This window comes from Mycobacterium sp. 155 (assembly GCF_000373905.1).
Classification (GTDB): Bacteria; Actinomycetota; Actinomycetes; order Mycobacteriales; family Mycobacteriaceae; genus Mycobacterium.
Genome location: NZ_KB892705.1, coordinates 639,948 through 659,117 on the forward strand (window position 1 = coordinate 639,948; position 19,170 = coordinate 659,117).

12 protein-coding genes and 2 tRNA genes are annotated in these 19,170 nt (G+C 64.6%); 10 read left to right on the top strand and 4 right to left on the bottom strand.

What is annotated here, in order from left to right:
* Window positions 1-2 precede the first annotated feature (2 nt).
* Both B133_RS0102930 and B133_RS0102935 read right to left on the bottom strand, forming a co-directional pair.
* A complete protein-coding gene (locus B133_RS0102930; RefSeq protein ID WP_018599220.1) occupies window positions 3-851 on the bottom strand; it encodes a DUF1542 domain-containing protein in 849 nt (282 codons plus the stop codon).
* 51 nt (window positions 852-902) lie between these two features.
* A complete protein-coding gene (locus B133_RS0102935; protein WP_018599221.1) occupies window positions 903-2,087 on the bottom strand; it encodes a serine hydrolase domain-containing protein in 1,185 nt (394 codons plus the stop codon).
* A gap of 146 nt (window positions 2,088-2,233) precedes the next feature.
* Between B133_RS0102935 and B133_RS0102940 the strand changes: the two genes are divergently transcribed.
* Complete coding sequence (locus B133_RS0102940) at window positions 2,234-6,076, top strand: hypothetical protein (protein ID WP_018599222.1); 3,843 nt, start codon at window positions 2,234-2,236, stop codon at window positions 6,074-6,076.
* Window positions 6,073-9,147, top strand: a complete 3,075-nt coding sequence (locus B133_RS0102945; RefSeq protein WP_081618166.1) for a pentapeptide repeat-containing protein — start codon at window positions 6,073-6,075, stop codon at window positions 9,145-9,147. Before B133_RS0102940 ends, B133_RS0102945 begins: the two co-directional genes overlap by 4 nt.
* A gap of 133 nt (window positions 9,148-9,280) precedes the next feature.
* Here the strand turns inward: B133_RS0102945 and B133_RS0102950 are convergent.
* Window positions 9,281-9,354: transfer RNA gene (locus tag B133_RS0102950), tRNA-Gly, on the bottom strand.
* Window positions 9,355-9,473: 119 nt separating this feature from the next.
* On the opposite strand from B133_RS0102950, the gene B133_RS0102955 reads away from it, so the two are divergent.
* The 5 genes from B133_RS0102955 (at window position 9,474) to clpX (ending at window position 13,841) form a co-directional block, all read left to right on the top strand.
* A tRNA-Pro gene (locus B133_RS0102955) sits at window positions 9,474-9,547 on the top strand.
* 41 nt (window positions 9,548-9,588) lie between these two features.
* Window positions 9,589-10,980, top strand: coding sequence for a trigger factor (gene tig, locus B133_RS0102960; protein ID WP_018599224.1), 1,392 nt, complete (start codon window positions 9,589-9,591; stop codon window positions 10,978-10,980).
* Window positions 10,981-11,086: 106 nt separating this feature from the next.
* Entirely contained in the window at window positions 11,087-11,689 is a 603-nt protein-coding gene (locus B133_RS0102965; RefSeq protein WP_018599225.1) for an ATP-dependent Clp protease proteolytic subunit, read from the top strand.
* A complete protein-coding gene (gene clpP2, locus B133_RS0102970) occupies window positions 11,686-12,333 on the top strand; it encodes an ATP-dependent CLP protease proteolytic subunit ClpP2 (protein WP_018599226.1) in 648 nt (215 codons plus the stop codon). The genes B133_RS0102965 and clpP2 overlap by 4 nt, the downstream gene beginning before the upstream one ends.
* Window positions 12,334-12,560: 227 nt before the next feature.
* Entirely contained in the window at window positions 12,561-13,841 is a 1,281-nt protein-coding gene (gene clpX, locus B133_RS0102975; protein WP_018599227.1) for an ATP-dependent Clp protease ATP-binding subunit ClpX, read from the top strand.
* A 139-nt stretch (window positions 13,842-13,980) separates the two neighbouring features.
* On the opposite strand, the gene fdhD is transcribed toward clpX, so the two are convergent.
* Window positions 13,981-14,805: a formate dehydrogenase accessory sulfurtransferase FdhD gene (gene fdhD, locus B133_RS0102980; protein WP_018599228.1), complete on the bottom strand. Its 825-nt coding sequence runs from the start codon at window positions 14,803-14,805 to the stop codon at window positions 13,981-13,983.
* A 154-nt stretch (window positions 14,806-14,959) separates the two neighbouring features.
* On the opposite strand from fdhD, the gene B133_RS0102985 reads away from it, so the two are divergent.
* From B133_RS0102985 to B133_RS0102995, 3 genes are all read left to right on the top strand, one after another.
* A complete protein-coding gene (locus tag B133_RS0102985) occupies window positions 14,960-15,802 on the top strand; it encodes a PfkB family carbohydrate kinase (protein ID WP_198290973.1) in 843 nt (280 codons plus the stop codon).
* A 308-nt stretch (window positions 15,803-16,110) separates the two neighbouring features.
* Window positions 16,111-18,045, top strand: coding sequence for a 2-oxoacid:acceptor oxidoreductase subunit alpha (locus B133_RS0102990; protein WP_018599230.1), 1,935 nt, complete (start codon window positions 16,111-16,113; stop codon window positions 18,043-18,045).
* Window positions 18,042-19,160, top strand: coding sequence for a 2-oxoacid:ferredoxin oxidoreductase subunit beta (locus B133_RS0102995; protein ID WP_018599231.1), 1,119 nt, complete (start codon window positions 18,042-18,044; stop codon window positions 19,158-19,160). The genes B133_RS0102990 and B133_RS0102995 overlap by 4 nt, the downstream gene beginning before the upstream one ends.
* Window positions 19,161-19,170 lie beyond the last annotated feature (10 nt).

The window sequence follows — 19,170 nt, forward strand, 5'->3', positions numbered from 1 at the left end:
GCTCAGAAGTCGCCGCCGCCGAAATCGAATCCGCCGCTGTCCCAGCCGCCACCGTCGAACCCGCCGCTGTCCCAGCCGCCGGCGTCGGTGCCGCCCCAGCCGCCGGTGTCGGAGCCGCCGTCATACCCACCGCCGTCATACCCACCGGAGTCATACCCGCCGGTGTCCTGGCCCGCGGCGAATCCGTCGGAGTAGCCGTCCCCGTAGCCGTTCTCAAAGCCCTGCGCGCCGTAGTTCACCCCGTGCATGCCGCCGAACAACGAGTCGAACAGTAGGACCGACCCCACGCCCCAAGCGCCGGCCACCAGCGCGGTCTTCCACCACGGCTCGGAATACCACCCGGCAGGCACGGGCCGGCCGGCCACGCGGCCACCCGGGTAGTAGTTCGGGGTGCGCTGCGAAGGTGTGGGGGAGGCCTCCAGCCGGCGGCCCTCGAAGTTGATCGTGCGGTCCTCGGTGACTGCGCCCGCCGACCGCTGACCGGCCAGGGTCTCCAGTTCGGGGCCCGGATCGATGCCCATCGCCGTTCGTGCGGCGCGCACGTAGTAGAGGCCCTCGATCGCGCTCTCCTTGGCAAGCGCGGCCTGCTTGGCCGTGGTTGCCTGGTCGATCTGCGAGGACGCGGCGGTGTAGCGCTCTGACGCGTCGGCGAGCGCCTGCTTCGACGCGTCGTCGGTACCGGTCAGGTTCAGCACCTGACCGCCGAGGCGCTCAATGAGGCGACGCGCGTCGGCCTTGGCGTCGGCGAGGGATTCCTCGGTGCGCCGTCCTGCCGCTTTCGACGAGCTGAAGACGGTGAACGCTATCGCGGCGATGACCAGGACGATAAGTACCAGCAGGACGCTGTTCATGGCGTCCAGGGTACCGACAGGAAACGACGAATACGGGTGAGCGGAGGTCCGTCAGATTACGCCGAGAGCGGAGTACACCTCGTTGGACAGCGCCACCGTGCGGGGATCGGCGTTGCACTTGGTCGCGTCGAAGTGGTTCATCACGTACGCGTAGCCGATGCGGTGTTCGAGGTCGACGAACGCGTATGAGCCGCCGGATCCGCCGTGGCCGAATATCTGCCGATTGGGGCCGGCGACACCGCGCTGGTTGAGCATGTAACCCAGCCCCCAGCCGTGATCGGCGACGCGCGGCCCGAGCACCACATCGGTGTCGTAGCCACCCTGCGATACCCGGCACCGTTCCAGGTGTTCGCCACTGATCAGCTTCTCCTGGGCCAGCGCGTTGTAAAACGTCGCCATTCCGAGCGCGGACACGTGCGCGTTGGTGCTGGGGAATTCCGCTGACCGCCAGGCATCGAGGGCGTGAACGCCCAGCTCGTCGTCCGGCACGAAGTCCATCGACACCGCGAACGCGGCCCACGGATGGTCGTTCAGGTGCCGCGGTGGCCTGCCCACCCTGTTCTGGGCCAGCACACTGCGCACGGTCGGTTTGTTGAGCATGTCCGCGCAGCGGTGGTGCTCGGCGGCGGGCAGCCCGATGTGCACGTCGATGCCCAGAGGCTCGGCGATCTCGCTGCGCAGGTACTGGCCCAAGGTCCGGCCCGTCACTCGTCGGATCACCTCACCGAGGATGAAGCCGAAACTCACGGTGTGATAGCCCTGCGCGGTGCCGGGTTCCCACCACGGCTCGGCTGCGGCCAGCCGTGCGCAGACGCCGTCCCAGTCGGTCACGTCGCGCCAGTCCATGGGTTCGCGCGGGCCGATCACCCCGGACCGGTGCCCGAGCACCATGGCGATGGTGATGTCCTGTTTGCCGGCCTGGGCGAACTCCGGCCAGTACCGGGAGACCGGCGCGTAGAGGTCGATCTCACTGCGATCGGCCAGTAGATGCACGCAGGTGCTCAACAGTCCCTTGGATCCGGAGAAGACGCTGGCCAAGGTGTTCTCGCGCCACGGCCGAGTGCCTGCTGCGTCGGCCGACCCACCCCACAGGTTGACCACCAGCTCACCCTCGACCCAGACCGCGACCGCAGCGCCGACCTCGCCACGCTCGGCGAAGTTGCGTTCGAACGCGTCGTGCACCCGGGTGAATTGCGGCAGGCACGTGCCGGCTGTCGGGACAGCTGTGGTGATCATGCGGGCTCCTGCGTGTAGGACCGGAGCCGTTGGCCGGTAAGTCGGGGACGCCCACCAATGTACGGGCCGTAGCTGTTACCACCACAGGGACCGAAATCGATTGGAAGCTATTCGAGACCGGGCTGTGATCAGGCTCTCAGGTTCAGGTGGCCTTCACGATTGTCGTCCTCGGCGTCAATTCCCTGTGGCACAGTGTCCTATCGGCGTCGACGTCGCCGAATCCAGTGGCTTGGCCGATCGAGGGGATCGCGATGGCGCGCGAGATGGAAACGGTCACACTGCACTTCGACCTCAAGCACCTGGGGCACCTCGGACCTGATCAGGATTTCACCCTCAAGATGCCGGGCGCTCGAAGAGCGCTGATGCGTCACACCGCCCAGACCCGTAGCCGCCATGCCGAGTCGAATTCCGCTTTGGCACAACTGAACCACGACCAACAGAACCGCTTCACGCACTACGCCGAATCGGTGTCCTTGCCGGCGGATGCCGTGAGCTTCTGCTGGATCGGGTATCCATCTCGCCGCCCGGGTGCGGTGTCGGACGAAAGTGCCGTGATCTTTCAGCATGTTCCCCGCAGCGCGGCCCGTCGCGCGATCCGCACCTTGCGCCGCAACGGCGAGCTATTCCCGGGCCGGCTGCGCCCGTTCGGGATTGACGTGACTGGGGACGAAGGTGGCGTCGAGTCGCTGCACCTGGACGCGTCGCTGCTCGTCACGCCGGCGGAGACTGCGACCACCATGGTGATGCAGCATCCCGCCATCGGCACGCTGATCCCAGAAGATCACTGGTCCATCGCCGAAAAGCTTGTCCCCGAACAACCCTCGTTCACGGCGCTGTACACATACCTGTCTCTCCACCCGCCCGAGGGTGACGATGCGTGGTACGAGAACACCTATGTGACCGATGACGATGGCAAGCCCGTGGAGCCGACAGCCCAGCTCACCGACTCGGACGCGCCGCCCGCACCTTGGCCCACCACGGTGGTCGACGGTCGAAAAATTCCGGTCATTCCCCAACACCGACTCGTCAAGGATCTCGATGACGTGCTCAGGCCGGTGATCCAAGAGGTGGTCCGGGCGGTGGCGCAGACATCGAGCTTCAAGGGGCAGCAGTGGACCACCCAGCACGGCGTCACAAGCCAGGTGCGGACGAATACGTCTGTGCCTCAGGGGGAAATATCCACCGCGGCGGTGCCGGCGCAGACCCATTGGACCCTGGTCAACAAGACTTCCATGTACGGCCTAGACCTTTATCAGGATTCGATCGAATTCGACGAGTCGACCCAGACGCTGAGGTTCGACGTCAAGAACTGGCCCAACCGCGGGCTGGGCGTCTACGTCCAGTTTGTCGACGTCGAGGGCAAGCCGATGAACAACCCCGAAAGCTGGAAGGACCGGTTGTCGGACTGGCCATGGGGCCTGAGTGAGCAGCTTCAGCCCAATCCCAGCAAGAAGTACCTATGCCACATCGGTGCGGGCAACACGGTGTTCGGCATTCCGGTCTGGACGGACAGGGAATCGATCTCCTTTGTCGTTCCCCACGGGGCAGCCGGCGCGAACATCCTCGTCGGCGGCCTCGGCAGCGGGGACGCGGACATGGACGTCGACAAGGTCGGTCTGATCTATACCTGTGTGGCCAGCTACGGCATACCCGCTTTTCTCGCCGCACTCTCGATCGGCGTGAAAAGCACCAAGTGGTACCGGACCGTCCTCGAGGACAACGATGTCCTCAAGGGCTTGATCGCCGAGGGGATGATCCTGGTCAAGCTCGGAACCGTCGGTCCCCAGCAGACTCTGGTGTGGGCCTCCGACAAGGTCGCCGGCATCATCTTCTCGAAGTCGCTCGAGAAACTGGCCAAGGCGATCACCGGCTATGTGACCGTGTCGCAGATCGTCGACAACGCCCCCTTCGTCGGCTGGGCGCTGCGCATCGCCTCCGTCGCAGGCAGCATCGCCGACATGGCGGCCACGAGTGTGGCGGTCAGTCTCTCGCCGGCCACCTACAAGCTAGAGGCGAAACGTTCGATGACACTCGGTATCTCGGTGTCCCCGGACCCCGGACATCGCATCTGGCCGAACGGAGCCGACCATTTCGTCATCGACGTCTGCTACCCGGGCGGCACCACCCTGACCAAGACCGGACCAATGCCCGCCAGAGGAGACATGCCGATCAGGGTTACCTACTCGTCAGACACCGGCGACGCCGTTCCCGCCGCGCGAGGTCAAAAGTTTCGGATCGTCGCCGCCATCTACACGGCTTCGAACTGGTTGTGCGGCAAGTGGGTCAGCGGTGAGATCGACGCGGTACCCAACGACGGCTCCTCCCGGACCGAGACGGGTGCCATCACCGAGCAGTTGGTGCCGCTGGACGCGAACACCCGATACACGCATACGAAGAAACTCGACTTCGACGCGACAACCAAGGCCTACCTCTGGAGAGCGACCCCAAACGCACCGTCTCAGACCACCGCCAGCCTGGTTCAGCCGGGGCAGGATCTGGTTCAGCTGATCGGGGTGACGATGAACGACCCGGCGCACCGGCTCGGCTATTGCTACCAGGCCAAGAACCAGAACCTGCCGATGGACTATGACGCCGCGAGCCGCGCGAACCCGATGTTCGTCTTCCGGAGCATTTCCACACTGGTGAACCCGGCCGAAGGCATGCTGTCGCCCGCGCGGGGATTCTCACTGCAACCCCAGATCGCCTACGACCACCTCGGCAGTGAGACAGCTGACGGCTCCCTGATCGCGGGAGTCCAGAATTTCTATCTCGACACCCGCACTTACGGTTCTACCGGTCTGACCCATCTGCGTCGGGTCGATCTGGCGGGCAACGGCGACAGCACCTTTCGTTACGACTCCACCCAGAGCTGGGGGACATTCGGATTTCTGGACCTTAAGGCGATGGTCGTGCATCCGAACGGATACGTCGTTGCCGTGAGCTATGACGACCACAAGCTTGCGATCCTCAAACTGCCGAGCGCCGGGATGTCCGACGCGGATGCCCCGCAGGCCTTATCTCACTGCGGCAACGGTGTACGTGAGGGGCTGCTGAACGGTCCGGTGGGCCTGACCATCACCCTGGACGGCCGCATCCTGGTGCTGGAGCGCACCAGTGCTCGTATCCAGGCGTTCGACACCCAGGCCAACCCGGTGCGATGCTTTTCCGGGCCGCTCGAATTCAGCTTCGCCGACGGGGGCCTCGCAGCCGAATTGGACAGGGGCACAGCGACACCTGCTCTGCTGCAGGCACTTCAGCTCAACGTCCCCGCGGGCAAGACCTCGGCGAACGCCGGCCAGCCGCGTTATCTGTGTGCGCCGGTCCTGAGCCTGTCGGCAAGTGATGCGCCGGTTCTCGATGCGGGCCGGGTCACGCCGGACCTGGTCAAGCACTTCGACGATCACGGTCTGACCTTGAGCGGCGACGCCACCATTCTGCGCACCGCGCCGGGTAACTGGCTCGTGCTCGACACCGACGAGGGCCTCAGCTATGACGTGCGACTGGGCGGTGAGGGTGCCGGCGAAATCGACGTGTACCGCTGCTTCGCCCCGACGGTGGAGATCAGGTCACCGGGTGCCGAATGGCTGCTGCAGGACAAGACGCACACACTGAGTTTCGCGGTCACCGCGCGGGATGGTCGCTTGCGATTCCGGAACCTGACGGCGTGCCTGCCGCTCAAGAAGGAGTCGACGGCCAAGGTCACCTGTCTCGATATCGCAGTGGAGGCCAAGGGTTTCATCTACGTGCTGTCCTACGCGAACGACGGGGCCCGTCCCACCGACTACCGACTCGACATCTACAAACCCGACGGCACACCGCTGAGCGCGAACGCCCATCAGGGCCAGGTCAACGCTGCCCGGCTGGAGGTCGACCGGTGGCGGACCCTCTTCGCACTCAACTATGAGCAAATGCAGGGCCGCAACGGACGGGCCGAACCCACGGTGAGCCAATGGAATACGTTGCCGCAGAGTGAGGAGCACACCGCATGACGCCGGAAGCCGGACCCTTCAGCGGGCCGCCACCGTATGACCTCCGTGGCTGCGACTTGAGCCGAATGAATCTGGGCAGCAAGGACCTGACCAATGCCAAGCTGCAAAACGCGAAGCTGCTCGGGACGGTCTTCAACGGTGTGCTGAGCCTTGCGGGGGCAGACCTCTCCGGTGCGGTCATGGGCAACGGCACGGACTTCACGGGCTGCGACCTGTCCAAGGCGAACTTCGGATCCAACCCGCGCCTCGGCGGCAGCCCTTACGCCCTGACCAAATTCGTCGGCGCGACGGTCCCTCAACCTGTGTTGGGATTGAACTGGGCCTACCTGGATCTCACCGACGCTATCGTCGTGGACCTGCCGAACAAACTCAATGACCTGAAGGTCACCTATTCGAATCTGGCTGGATTCAATTTCGCCGGTCGCATGCTTTCGAACGCCCGCTTCGAGGGGGTGGCCCTGCCGGGTGCGAACTTCGCCAAGGCGACTCTGACCGGCGCGCGGTTCGATCCGGCACTGAGCATGCGGTGCGACCTCACCGGTGCCAACTTCACCGGCATCACCATGGCGTCCGGGAGCCTCGCCGACTGCATTCTGAGCCGCGCCGACTTCACCCGTGCCGACTTCTCCGAAGCCACCGCGGGAAAGCCGTCGTTCGCCCACAGTGCCATCGACGGAGCCCGTTTCGACGGAACCAATCTGGTGGGATGTGACCTGACCGACGCCACCCGATCGACGAGCGCAACCAATCTGACGTCGTTTCGCGGAGCGAAGTTGAAGCTGATGTCCATCGGAACGGCATGGTCGTATCTGGACCTCACGGACGCCACCTTGGTCGGGCTGGCCGATGCCATCAAAGAGGGCGCGTCGCTGTCGCTGCGGGCTCAGTACAGCGTGCTGTCGGGTCTCGACCTGTCCAATGCCAAATTGAGCAAGTCCGACTTGACGGGAACGACGCTCGCAGGCACGAAATTCACCGGCGCCATGCTGGACGGCGCCCAGATGTGCGGCGCGCACAGCACCTACGAAGCCTTTCGGGTCTCCGGGCGCAGTGAATACGACGAGTTCTTGTCGGCCCTGCAGCAGCGTACGGTCCCGACGGTAACGAAAGTCTTTGCCGTCCGTGGCTATACCGTTGCGCCTTCGGGGACGACGATCCGCGCTGACGGCGATCGCGGGTGGACCGTCACCGACCCGTCGACCAAGCATAGCTATGGGATCAGCGCTGTCACTGTCGACGGTGCCAACAGTCTGGTCGTCACGGACCCCAATCGGGTCGCCCGGTTCGACAACGCAACGCTCACCGACGCGAAGCTGGGCCCCGACAAAGGGGCCCGAACCGTATTGCGCGGTGCCATGTTCACGAATGCGGCACTGGGAGGTGCAGATCTGAGCAACGCAGATCTCGGCCCCGTCGATCCGCATGATCTGTCCACCGGTACCAACTTCGTGGGCGCGAAGATGAACGGAGTGGGCTTGAGCCAGGCGGCGCTGGCCGGAGCCAATCTCGCCCAAGCGTTCCTACACGGCGCCAACCTCGCCGGCGCCAATCTCAAGGGCGCTGACCTCAGCGGCGCGCAGCTCGGCTCGCTGGCTCCGCAATTCACCGTGCCGGAAACCTCGGACCACTACCAAAGTCTGCTCGCGGCATTGGATCGCGCCGACGGTGCCGAGGTGGTCAAAGTTTTCGAAGCATTCCGCCATCCGCTCGACGGCGCGATCGCCGCGGAGATCAAAGCGCATGTGCCACAAAGGTCATGGCGGCTGTCCCACCGCGCTTCAAAGTCCTCCTACACCGTGCTGCACTGGACTTCATCGCGTGGCTACAAGTCCTTGATCGTCTCGGTTGACACCAAAGCCGCCACCTTGACCGGGGCGTACATGCCGAACGCCCGATTGACCGACGCCAATCTGAACGGCGTGGCGGCCAGTGGATTACAGCTGTACGGGGATGTCCACCTGGAGGGAGCGATCCTGGATGAATCCATCCTCTCGAACGCCAATCTGGCCGGCAGCCACCTGGGGGTGAAGGCCCTACACCGGGTAAACCTGAGTTATGCCAACCTGATCAACTCGAAGTTCAGAGGGGTGGATCTCACGCACGGCGTGGTGCTGTCCTACGCCAGCCTGCAGGGCACCGATTTCACCGACTGCCACCTGGATGGTGTGAACCTCGAATATGCCGCCGTGTCGGTGAAGCTATCTGGAACGACCTCAGGTACATACCTTTTCGAGATCGCGGACGCTGGTGTGGTCAAGGAAATCGTGGGGGAGCTGACAGCAGTTGCCGACCCGATGTTCCCGGTGGAGCTTGCGCCTGGCCCCGACCGGACGCCGGTCGAACAGCTGGTTGATTACCTGAAGCAGGGCAACATCATGGACGCCGGCCCGATCCTCGTGAAGCGTGGCCTGACCCTTCCGGCGGGCGCGAAGATTCAAGCGACCACCGAGACCAACGCCTGGCAGGTCATCGATTCCAAAGGTGCGGGTTTCAACGTGTGGTTGGGGTACACCAGGGCAGGCGTCAAGGCCGTGTTCGCCCGGCCGGGTACGCCGAGACTCCGGGACATTTTCAAGACCCACAGCGGCAACGCCGGGACGTTGCGCTGGCAGTCGACCATCTCAGCTCGTTTCGGGGCCAACCATTGGGAGATCGACAACGACAGCGCCAACCCAGAGAACTTCCAGTTGGGTTACGTCAAGATCCTGGCGATTCGCGCCGACGACGGCCTGGTGTTCTACGGGACGATGCTGCGCATCGAACGCCTGGCCGACGACAACACCAGGCAGATCGTTCCCGTCACGCTGGTACCCACCGTGCTGGGCCCGACGGATGCCGCCGGTGAACAACAGTGCGGGCCGAACGGCGCGGGCAGCTATTTCGGGCCTGCCACCGTATGCCCCAACACGGTCACGCTGTCGGTGAACCAGAGCAGCAAGACCCCGGTGCGGTGGGAGGAGATGCTGCGCGCGCCCGAATCACCCGCGCCGCCCACCTGCGTCCCGAGCCCGAATCAATACTGTCCGCAGGTGAGCGCTTCGGCCTATGCCAGCGATATGCCCGATGCGTAGCTCGTCTTGTGTTACTCATGGGAAAGGCGGCGTGTCGCGGCTCGGTGGCCCCGTCCAGCGGCACGAAACCGCTGGTAGCAGGTACAGGAAAGGCCGTCGAATAAGGTTTCGACGGCCTTTGCGCTGCTAAGTGTGGAGCGGGCGACGGGAATCGAACCCGCGTAGCTAGTTTGGAAGACTAGGGCTCTACCATTGAGCTACGCCCGCTTGTGTACAGCACAGCAGACTGTACCGGTGCGCCCCTAACCAAATCCAATTGAAGGCTTCGTGTGGTGAGCCCGTAGTATCTCGCGTGGTCGGTTCGCGGCTTTTGCCTGCCGAACAGACGGGGTGTAGCGCAGCTTGGTAGCGCATCCGCTTTGGGAGCGGAAGGCCGCAGGTTCAAATCCTGTCACCCCGACTCACCCGCCAGTACGACAGAACTATCTAGGAGCAAGAAGAGTGAAGAGCACGGTCGAGCAGCTGAGCCCCACCCGGGTGCGCATCAATGTGGAGGTGCCCTTCACCGAGCTGGAGCCGGACTTCGACCGGGCGTTCAAAGAGCTGGCCAAGCAGGTCCGCCTGCCCGGCTTCCGTCCCGGCAAGGCCCCGCGCAAGCTGCTGGAGGCCCGCATCGGTCGCGGTGCCGTGCTGGAACAGGTTGTCAACGACGTGTTGCCGGGCCGCTACAGCGAGGCCGTGACGGCGTCTGACGTCAAGCCGCTGGGCCAGCCCGAGATCGAGGTCACCAAGCTGGAGGACGGTCAGGAGCTGGTGTTCACCGCCGAGGTGGATGTCCGCCCGGAGATCACGCTGCCCGACCTGGAGGCGCTGAAGATCACCGTTGACCCGATCGAGGTCACCGACGAAGAGGTCGACGCCGAGCTGCAGTCGCTGCGGGCGCGGTTCGGCACCCTGACCGGTGTTGATCGCGCTGCGCAGGAGGGCGACTTCGTCTCCATCGACCTGTCGGCCACCGTCGACGGCGAGGACGTGCCGGAGGCCAAGACCGAGGGGATGTCGCACGAGGTCGGCTCCGGCCAACTGATCGACGGTCTCGACGACGCCCTCACTGGCCTCAAGGCGGGCGAGTCGAAGGTGTTCACCACCACGCTGGTTGCCGGTGAGCACGCCGGCAAGGACGCCGAGGTGACCGTAACCGTGAAGTCGGTCAAAGAACGCGAGCTTCCCGAGCCCGACGACGAATTCGCTCAGCTGGCAAGCGAATTCGACACTTTCGAAGAACTCAAGAGCAGTCTCGTCGATCAGGTGAAGCGCGCCAAGGGCATGCAGCAGGCCGAGGAGATCCGCGACAGGGCGCTCGAGGAACTGCTGGAGCAGACCGAGGTGCCCCTGCCGGAGAAGATTGTGCAGGCCCATATCGACGACACCCTGCACGGCGCGATCCATGGCCTCGAACACGACGAGGACCGCTTCGCCGAGCAGTTGACCGAGCAGGGCAGCAGCCGTGAGGAATTCGACGCCCACAACCGCACCAACGCGGAGAAGGCTGTCAAGATCCAGCTGCTGATCGATGCGCTGGCCGACAAGCTCGGCATCCAGGTGAGCCAGGACGACCTCACCGAGCGTTTGGTGCTGACGTCGCGTCAGTACGGCATCGAGCCGCAGCAACTGGTCCAGATCCTGCAGCAGAACAACCAGCTGCCGGCGATGTTCGCCGATGTGCGTCGCGGGCTGACCATCGCCGCTGTGGTGCATGCCGCCACTGTCACCGACACCGACGGCACTGTTGTCGACACCACGGAGTACTTCGGACCGTCCGGTGGCGAGCAGGCCGAGGGCATCGAGGACAACGGTGACGAGGCCGAAAAGGACGCCGACAGCGCCGAGTGACGCTGTGAGCGAACGCGCCCCTGTCAGGGACTGCGTGGCCGCGCGGTTTGGTTAATGTCGTCAGTACCAAGACGTAAGAGAAAGCAGGTATCCAGTCGTGACTGACATGCGTTCGAACGGGAGCGGGTTCAGCCTCGTCGACTCCGTCTATGAGCGCTTGCTCGCCGAGCGGATCATCTTCCTGGGCTCCCAAGTTGACGACGACATTGCCAACAAGCTGTGTGCGCAGATTCTGCTGCTGTCGGCGGAGGATCCGACCAAGGACATCCATCTGTACATCAACTCGCCCGGCGGCTCGATCAGCGCCGGCATGGCGATCTACGACACCATGGTGCTGGCGCCGTGCGACATCGCGACCTACGCCATGGGCATGGCCGCGTCGATGGGTGAATTTCTGCTTGCCGCCGGCACCAAGGGCAAGCGTTACGCGTTGCCGCACGCCCGGATCCTGATGCACCAGCCGCTCGGCGGTGTCACGGGCAGCGCGGCCGACATCGCGATCCAGGCTGAGCAGTTCGCGGTCATCAAGAAGGAGATGTTCCGGCTCAACGCCGAGTTCACCGGGCAGACGATCGAGCGCATCGAGGCCGACTCCGACCGCGACCGCTGGTTCACCGCGCCGGAGGCCCTCGAGTACGGCTTTGTCGACCACATCATCACCAGCGCCAACGTCAACGGCACCGGACCGGGAGCAGGACTAGACAAATGATCGACCACACTGATCCCCGCCTTCAGCCGCAGGCCCGCTACATCCTGCCGTCATTCATCGAGCACTCCAGCTTCGGCGTCAAGGAGTCCAACCCCTACAACAAGCTGTTCGAGGAGCGCATCATCTTCCTCGGCGTGCAGGTCGACGACGCGTCGGCCAACGACATCATGGCGCAGCTGCTGGTCCTGGAGTCGCTGGATCCCGACCGCGACATCACCATGTACATCAACTCGCCGGGTGGTTCGTTCACATCACTGATGGCCATCTACGACACCATGCAGTACGTGCGGGCCGACATTCAGACCGTGTGCCTGGGTCAGGCCGCGTCGGCCGCCGCGGTGCTGCTCGCCGCCGGTACTCCCGGTAAGCGCCTCGCCCTGCCGAACGCCCGCGTGCTCATCCACCAGCCCTCGCTCGGTGGCGTCATCCAGGGCCAGTTCTCCGACCTGGAGATCCAGGCCGCCGAGATCGAGCGCATGCGTACGTTGATGGAGACCACGCTGGCGCGGCACACCGGCAAGGATCCCGAGATCATCCGCAAGGACACCGATCGCGACAAGATTCTCACCGCGGAGCAGGCCAAGGACTACGGCATCATCGACACGGTGCTGGAGTACCGGAAGTTGTCGGCGCAGAAGTCGTAACCCGACCGACGTCTCCGGCAGCGACACGCCCACGAAACAGTCAGCGCGCTGACGGGTGGTAGGCCGCCGGAGACGATATGTTCTCCTGCACAGGTAAATATCACCGACGCGATTCGGCTTTATCGGTCGCACCGCGGAGGAGCGAACGGGTAGCGTCGGGTTAACGCCCGGGGAAACCCTCGGAATGGCGAAACGACTGACCGTCAACAGGAAGTAGGACCCCCCGAATGGCGCGCATCGGAGACGGCGGTGATCTGCTGAAGTGCTCGTTCTGTGGAAAGAGTCAAAAGCAGGTCAAGAAGCTCATCGCGGGTCCCGGCGTCTATATCTGTGATGAGTGCATCGACCTGTGCAACGAGATCATCGAGGAGGAGCTCGCCGACGCTGACGACGTCAAGCTCGACGAGCTGCCCAAACCTGCGGAAATCCGCGAGTTCCTTGAGGGCTACGTAATCGGTCAGGACACCGCGAAGCGGACTCTGGCGGTGGCTGTCTACAACCACTACAAGCGCATTCAGGCGGGGGAGAAGTCCCGCGACTCGCGCTCCGAGCCGGTAGAGCTGACCAAGTCGAACATCCTGATGCTGGGGCCCACCGGCTGCGGCAAGACGTATCTGGCCCAGACGCTGGCCAAGATGCTCAATGTTCCGTTCGCCATTGCGGATGCGACGGCGCTGACCGAGGCCGGGTATGTCGGCGAGGACGTCGAGAACATTCTGCTCAAGCTGATCCAGGCCGCCGATTACGACGTCAAGCGCGCCGAGACCGGCATCATCTACATCGACGAGGTCGACAAGATCGCCCGCAAGAGCGAGAACCCGTCGATCACCCGTGATGTCTCCGGCGAGGGCGTCCAGCAGGCGTTGCTGAAGATCCTTGAGGGCACCCAGGCTTCGGTACCGCCGCAGGGCGGTCGCAAGCATCCGCATCAGGAATTCATCCAGATCGACACCACCAACGTGTTGTTCATCGTCGCGGGCGCGTTCGCTGGGTTGGAGAAGATCGTCTCTGACCGGGTTGGTAAGCGCGGCTTGGGCTTTGGCGCTGAGGTGCGGTCCAAGGCCGAGATCGACACCCAGGATCATTTCGCCGAGGTGATGCCCGAGGACCTGATCAAGTTCGGGCTCATCCCCGAGTTCATCGGCCGCTTGCCGGTCGTGGCCTCAGTGACCAATCTCGACAAGGAGTCGCTGGTCAAGATCCTCTCCGAGCCCAAGAACGCGCTGGTCAAGCAGTACGTTCGGCTGTTCGAGATGGACGGTGTCGAGTTGGAGTTCACCGACGAGGCGCTGGAAGCCATTGCCGATCAGGCCATCCACCGCGGCACCGGCGCCCGCGGCCTGCGCGCGATCATGGAAGAGGTGCTGCTGCCGGTTATGTACGACATCCCCAGTCGCGACGACGTCGCCAAGGTTGTCGTCACCAAGGAGACCGTGCAGGACAACGTGCTTCCGACGATCGTGCCGCGCAAGCCGTCCCGTGCGGAGCGCCGCGACAAGAGCGCCTGACCGACTACGCGAAAAAGCCCCGCCACGGCGGGGCTTTTTGCATGCGCGGGGGAGAAGCGCCCTGTCACGTCGCCCGGCGAGCAGACGCCGCGGTACGCGAAACGCGGCGTGGCGGGGACCTGCGTGTCTGCTGGCGAGGCTAAGAGAGCACCCGGTCAGAGCGGGTGTAGACATTCATCGACTCGCCCCGCAGGAACGCGACCAGGGTCAGGCCCGATTGACTGGCCAGGTCGACAGACAGCGAGGACGGTGCGGACACTGCGGCGAGGATGGGGATACCTGCCATCGCGGCCTTCTGCGTCAGTTCAAACGAGGCCCGGCCGCTGACCAGGAGCACGGTGCCCGTCAGCGGTATGCGGTTCTGTTCGAGCGCCCAGCCGATCACCTTGTCGACCGCGTTGTGCCGGCCGATGTCCTCGCGCACCACCAACATGGTGCCGTCGGTGGTGAAGAGGGCGGCCCCGTGCAGGCCGCCGGTGGTGGCGAAGATCTTCTGGGCTTTCCGCAGCCGGGGCGGCATGGCCGACAACGCGTCGGCGGAGACCGTGGACGGATCGTCGCCCGGGCAGTATCGGCTGATCAGCCGCACCGCCTCCAGTGATGCCTTGCCGCACACCCCGCATGAGGACGTGGTGTAAAAGTTGCGGGTGATGTCGACGGCAGGAGGCGGGACATGCGGCGCCAAGGTCACATCGAGCACGTTGTAGGTGTTGACGCCGTTCTCGGTGGCGCCCCGGCAGTACCGCACGGTCAGCACATCATCGCGATTCCCGATGACTCCCTCGGTGAGCAGAAAGCCTTGGGCCAGTTCGATATCCGAGCCGGGTGTCCGCATGGTGACGGTGATCGGTGTGCCGTTGACCCGGATCTCCAAGGGTTCTTCGACGACGAGCGTCTCGGCCCGCCGCTCCACCCCGGACGCGTTCAGATGGGCGGCGCGGCGGCGCGTGGTTACCCGGCCCACGGAGGCCTGCTCCCAGTCACGTTTCCAACCTAGCCCTATACGGGATGCACCACGGGTTCCGTCCGGACGCTGCACGGTCCCGCTACCATTTCGCCGCACAGCCATGTGCGTGCGCTCAGACCACACAGACCACCAGCACCGGGAGACTCGTTCGATGCCGAAACAGCTCGTCCCGGGCGTGACAGTGCTGGGGAATCTGGCGATCGACATCATCGACGGTTCGTCACCCAGCCCGGGCGGGTGTGCGTCGTTCGCCGGAGTGGCGCTGGAATCGGCTGCCGGGATGCGGCACATCGTGGCGATGGGGGCAGAGGCCGACCATGAGCTGTTCGACGGCGTGCTGGACCGCTTCGGGTCGATGGTGCGGTTCCTGCCGGCCGACCGCACGAGCGGTTTTCGGCTCGACTACGACGACACCGATCACCGGCGCATGTCGGTCGATGCGCTCGGGCCCGTGTGGACCCCGGCAGACGTCGACACCGTGGACCCGCAGACCACCTGGATCCACCTGGCGCCGCTGCTGCGCACCGATTTCCCCGCAGCCACCCTGGCGCATCTGGCTGCCCGTGGGCACCGCATCGCCTACGACGGCCAAGGGCTGGTGCGGGCCGACCGGCTGGGCCCACTGGTCCAGGACCGAAACTTCTCGCCCGATCTGCTGCGTCACCTCGACATGCTCAAACTGGCCGAGGACGAGGCGGTGATCGTCGCCGACGGTCCGTTCGATGCGGCGATGGCCGAGCGGCTCGGCGTACCGGAGATCGTGGTGACCTACGGCTCGGAGGGCTGTGACGTCTATGCCGACGGCGCTGTCGTGCGGGTGCCCGCGGCCTGGCGGGTGATGGGCGTGCAGGGCACAGGGGCCGGGGACATGTTCACCGCGTGTTACGTCGCGAACCGGGCTGTGGGGGCAGACCCCTGGCGCGCCGCCGAACTGGCCAGTGAGCTTGTCGCTCAGGAACTCGACAAGCGCGTGCGGATAGCACCAGAACTGTAGGCGCGGTGTCCTGGCCGAGCGCTAGCCCGGGGCCACTCATCGGTAGCCGTTCTTAGAAAATGACATTCTCTCGAAGGTGATGAAAACCACAATGCTGTCTCATCCGGGTCTGTTACACGTCACTGATCAGCACCTTTGGCGACTTATCGCCCGCGTGTCGGACAGGGCCGCGGTAAAGGACAACCTAAGAACAGTGCAATAATCGGTACTGCTAGTGACATCAAAATTTTGGTGGACGTCGAACCAGCGGCGCGTCTGAGAGGGCAGCGACACGGCGAGGCGGCCGAACAGTGTGAAAGGCGGGAGCCGTGGGAGACAACGGAAACGGCAACGGCGCCGCGCCGAGACAAAAACTGGAGAAGGTAGTCATCCGATTCGCCGGTGACTCTGGCGACGGCATGCAGCTGACCGGTGACCGCTTCACCTCGGAGGCGGCGCTCTTCGGCAATGACCTTGCCACCCAACCGAATTTCCCGGCAGAGATCCGCGCACCACAGGGCACGCTGCCCGGTGTGTCGTCGTTCCAGATCCAGATCGCCGATTACGACATCCTCACCGCCGGTGATCGTCCCGATGTGCTGGTCGCGATGAACCCGGCCGCACTCAAAGCCAACGTTTCCGATCTTCCGCGCGGCGGCCTGATCATCGCCAACTCTGATGAGTTCACCAAGCGCAACCTGGCCAAGGTCGGCTACGACACCAACCCGCTGGAGACCGATGAGCTCTCCGACTACGTCGTGCAGTCGGTCGCGATGACCACCCTGACGCTGGGAGCGGTCGAGGCGATCGGCGCCACGAAGAAGGACGGCCAGCGCGCCAAGAACATGTTCGCGCTCGGGCTGCTGTCGTGGATGTACGGCCGCGAGCTGGAGCACAGCGAGAACTTCATCCGGGAGAAGTTCTCCGGCAAGCCTGAAATCGCCGAGGCCAATGTGCTGGCCTTGAAGGCCGGCTGGAACTACGGCGAGACGACCGAGGCATTCGCGACCACCTACGAGGTGTCGCCGGCCAAGCTCGACGCCGGTGAGTACCGCCAGATCTCGGGCAACACGGCGCTTGCATACGGCATCGTCACGGCCGGCCAGCTTGCCGATATCCAGGTGGTGCTCGGCACCTACCCGATCACGCCGGCGTCGGACATCCTCCACGAGCTGTCCAAGCACAAGAACTTCAATGTGCTGACTTTCCAGGCCGAGGACGAAATCGCCGGCATCGGTGCGGCCATCGGAGCCTCATATGGCGGCGCACTGGGTGTCACCAGCACCTCGGGCCCGGGGATCTCGCTGAAGTCCGAGGCCATAGGCCTTGCGGTGATGACCGAACTGCCGCTGATCGTCATCGACGTGCAGCGCGGTGGCCCCTCGACAGGCCTGCCCACCAAGACTGAACAGGCCGATCTGCTGCAGGCGATGTTCGGCCGCAACGGTGAGTCGCCGGTTGCGGTGCTGGCACCCCGGTCCCCGTCTGACTGCTTCGATATCGCGGTCGAGGCCGCGCGCATCGCGGTGCACTACCACACCCCGGTGATCGTCCTCTCCGACGGCGCGGTCGCCAACGGCTCGGAACCGTGGCGTATCCCTGACGTCACCACCTACCCGCCGATCGAGCACACCTTCGCTGAGGAAGGCAAGCCGTTCCAGCCCTACGCCCGTGACCCGGAGACCTTGGCGCGGCAGTTCGCCGTGCCGGGCACTCCCGGCCTTGAGCACCGCATCGGTGGGCTTGAGGCGGCCAATGGGTCGGGCAACATCTCTTACGAACCGAAGAACCACGACCTGATGGTCCGGTTGCGTCAGGAGAAGGTCGCCGGTATCGCGGTGCCCGATCTCGAGGTCGACGATCCCAGCGGCGACGCGGAACTGCTGATGCTGGGCTGGGGCAGCAGCTACGGACCGATCGGTGAGGCCTGCCGCCGCGCCCGGCGCAAGGGCATCAAGGTCGCTCAGGCGCATCTGCGCTACCTCAACCCGTTGCCGGCCAACCTCGGCGAGGTGCTGAAGCGCTACCCGAATGTGGTGCTGCCGGAGATGAACCTCGGTCAGCTTGCGCTGCTGCTGCGAGGCAAATACCTGGTCGACATTCAGTCGGTGACGAAGGTGGAGGGTATGGCCTTCCTCGGTGATGAGGTCGAGGGCATCATCGACGCCGCCCTGGACGGGTCATTGGGTGAAAAGGAAAGTGACAAGGCCAAGTTCGCAAGGTTGGCGGCGGCCACTGTCGAGTCTGTGGGAGCGAGCGCATGACAACAGCGAGAAGCGAAGCGGATCGCGCATCGGCCCAGTTCATCGGTGCGGACCACAAGGATCTCGGCCTGACGGCCCTGACCAAGACGGCCCTGGTGCCTACCACCGACACGCCTCAGAAAGGCAAGGACTTCACCAGCGACCAGGAGGTCCGCTGGTGCCCCGGATGCGGTGACTACGTCATCCTCAACACCATCCGCAACTTCCTGCCCGAGCTGGGCCTGCGCCGCGAGAACATCGCGTTCATCAGCGGCATCGGCTGCTCCAGCCGGTTCCCGTACTACCTGGAGACCTACGGCTTCCACTCGATCCACGGCCGTGCCCCGACCATCGCGACCGGACTGGCGCTGGCCCGACCAGACCTGTCGGTGTGGGTCGTCACCGGTGACGGTGACGCGCTGTCGATCGGCGGCAACCACCTGATCCACGCGCTGCGCCGCAACATGAACATCACGATCCTGCTGTTCAACAACCGGATCTACGGCCTCACCAAGGGTCAGTACTCGCCGACGTCGGAGACCGGCAAAGTCACCAAGTCGACGCCGATGGGCTCGCTGGACTACCCGTTCAACCCGGTGTCGCTGGCCCTCGGCGCCGAGGCGACGTTCGTCGGCCGCGCACTGGATTCCGACCGTAAGAGCCTGTCCGAGGTGCTGCGTGCCGCTGCGGCCCACCGCGGTGCGGCGCTGGTCGAGATCATGCAGGACTGCCCGATCTTCAACGACGGCTCGTTCGACGCGCTCCGCAAGGAGGGCGCCGAGGACCGGTTGATCAACCTGCGGCACGGCGAGCCGATCACCTTCGGTACCGACGGCGAGTACTGCGTGGTCCAGTCTGGCTACGGCTTCGAAGTGGCCAAGACCGCCGACGTGACCACCGAACAGATCGTGGTGCACGACGCTCACGTCGAGGACCCGGCCTACGCGTTCGCGTTGTCGCGGTTGAGTGAGCAGAACCTCGAGCACATGGTGATGGGCATCTTCCGGATGGTCAGCAAGCCGACCTATGACGACGCTGCCCGTCAGCAGATCAGCTCGGCACGCGACGCCAGGCCGCACGACGCGGCCGCCTTGCAAGAGCTGCTGCGCGGCAAAGACACGTGGACCGTCGACTGACCAGGGCACG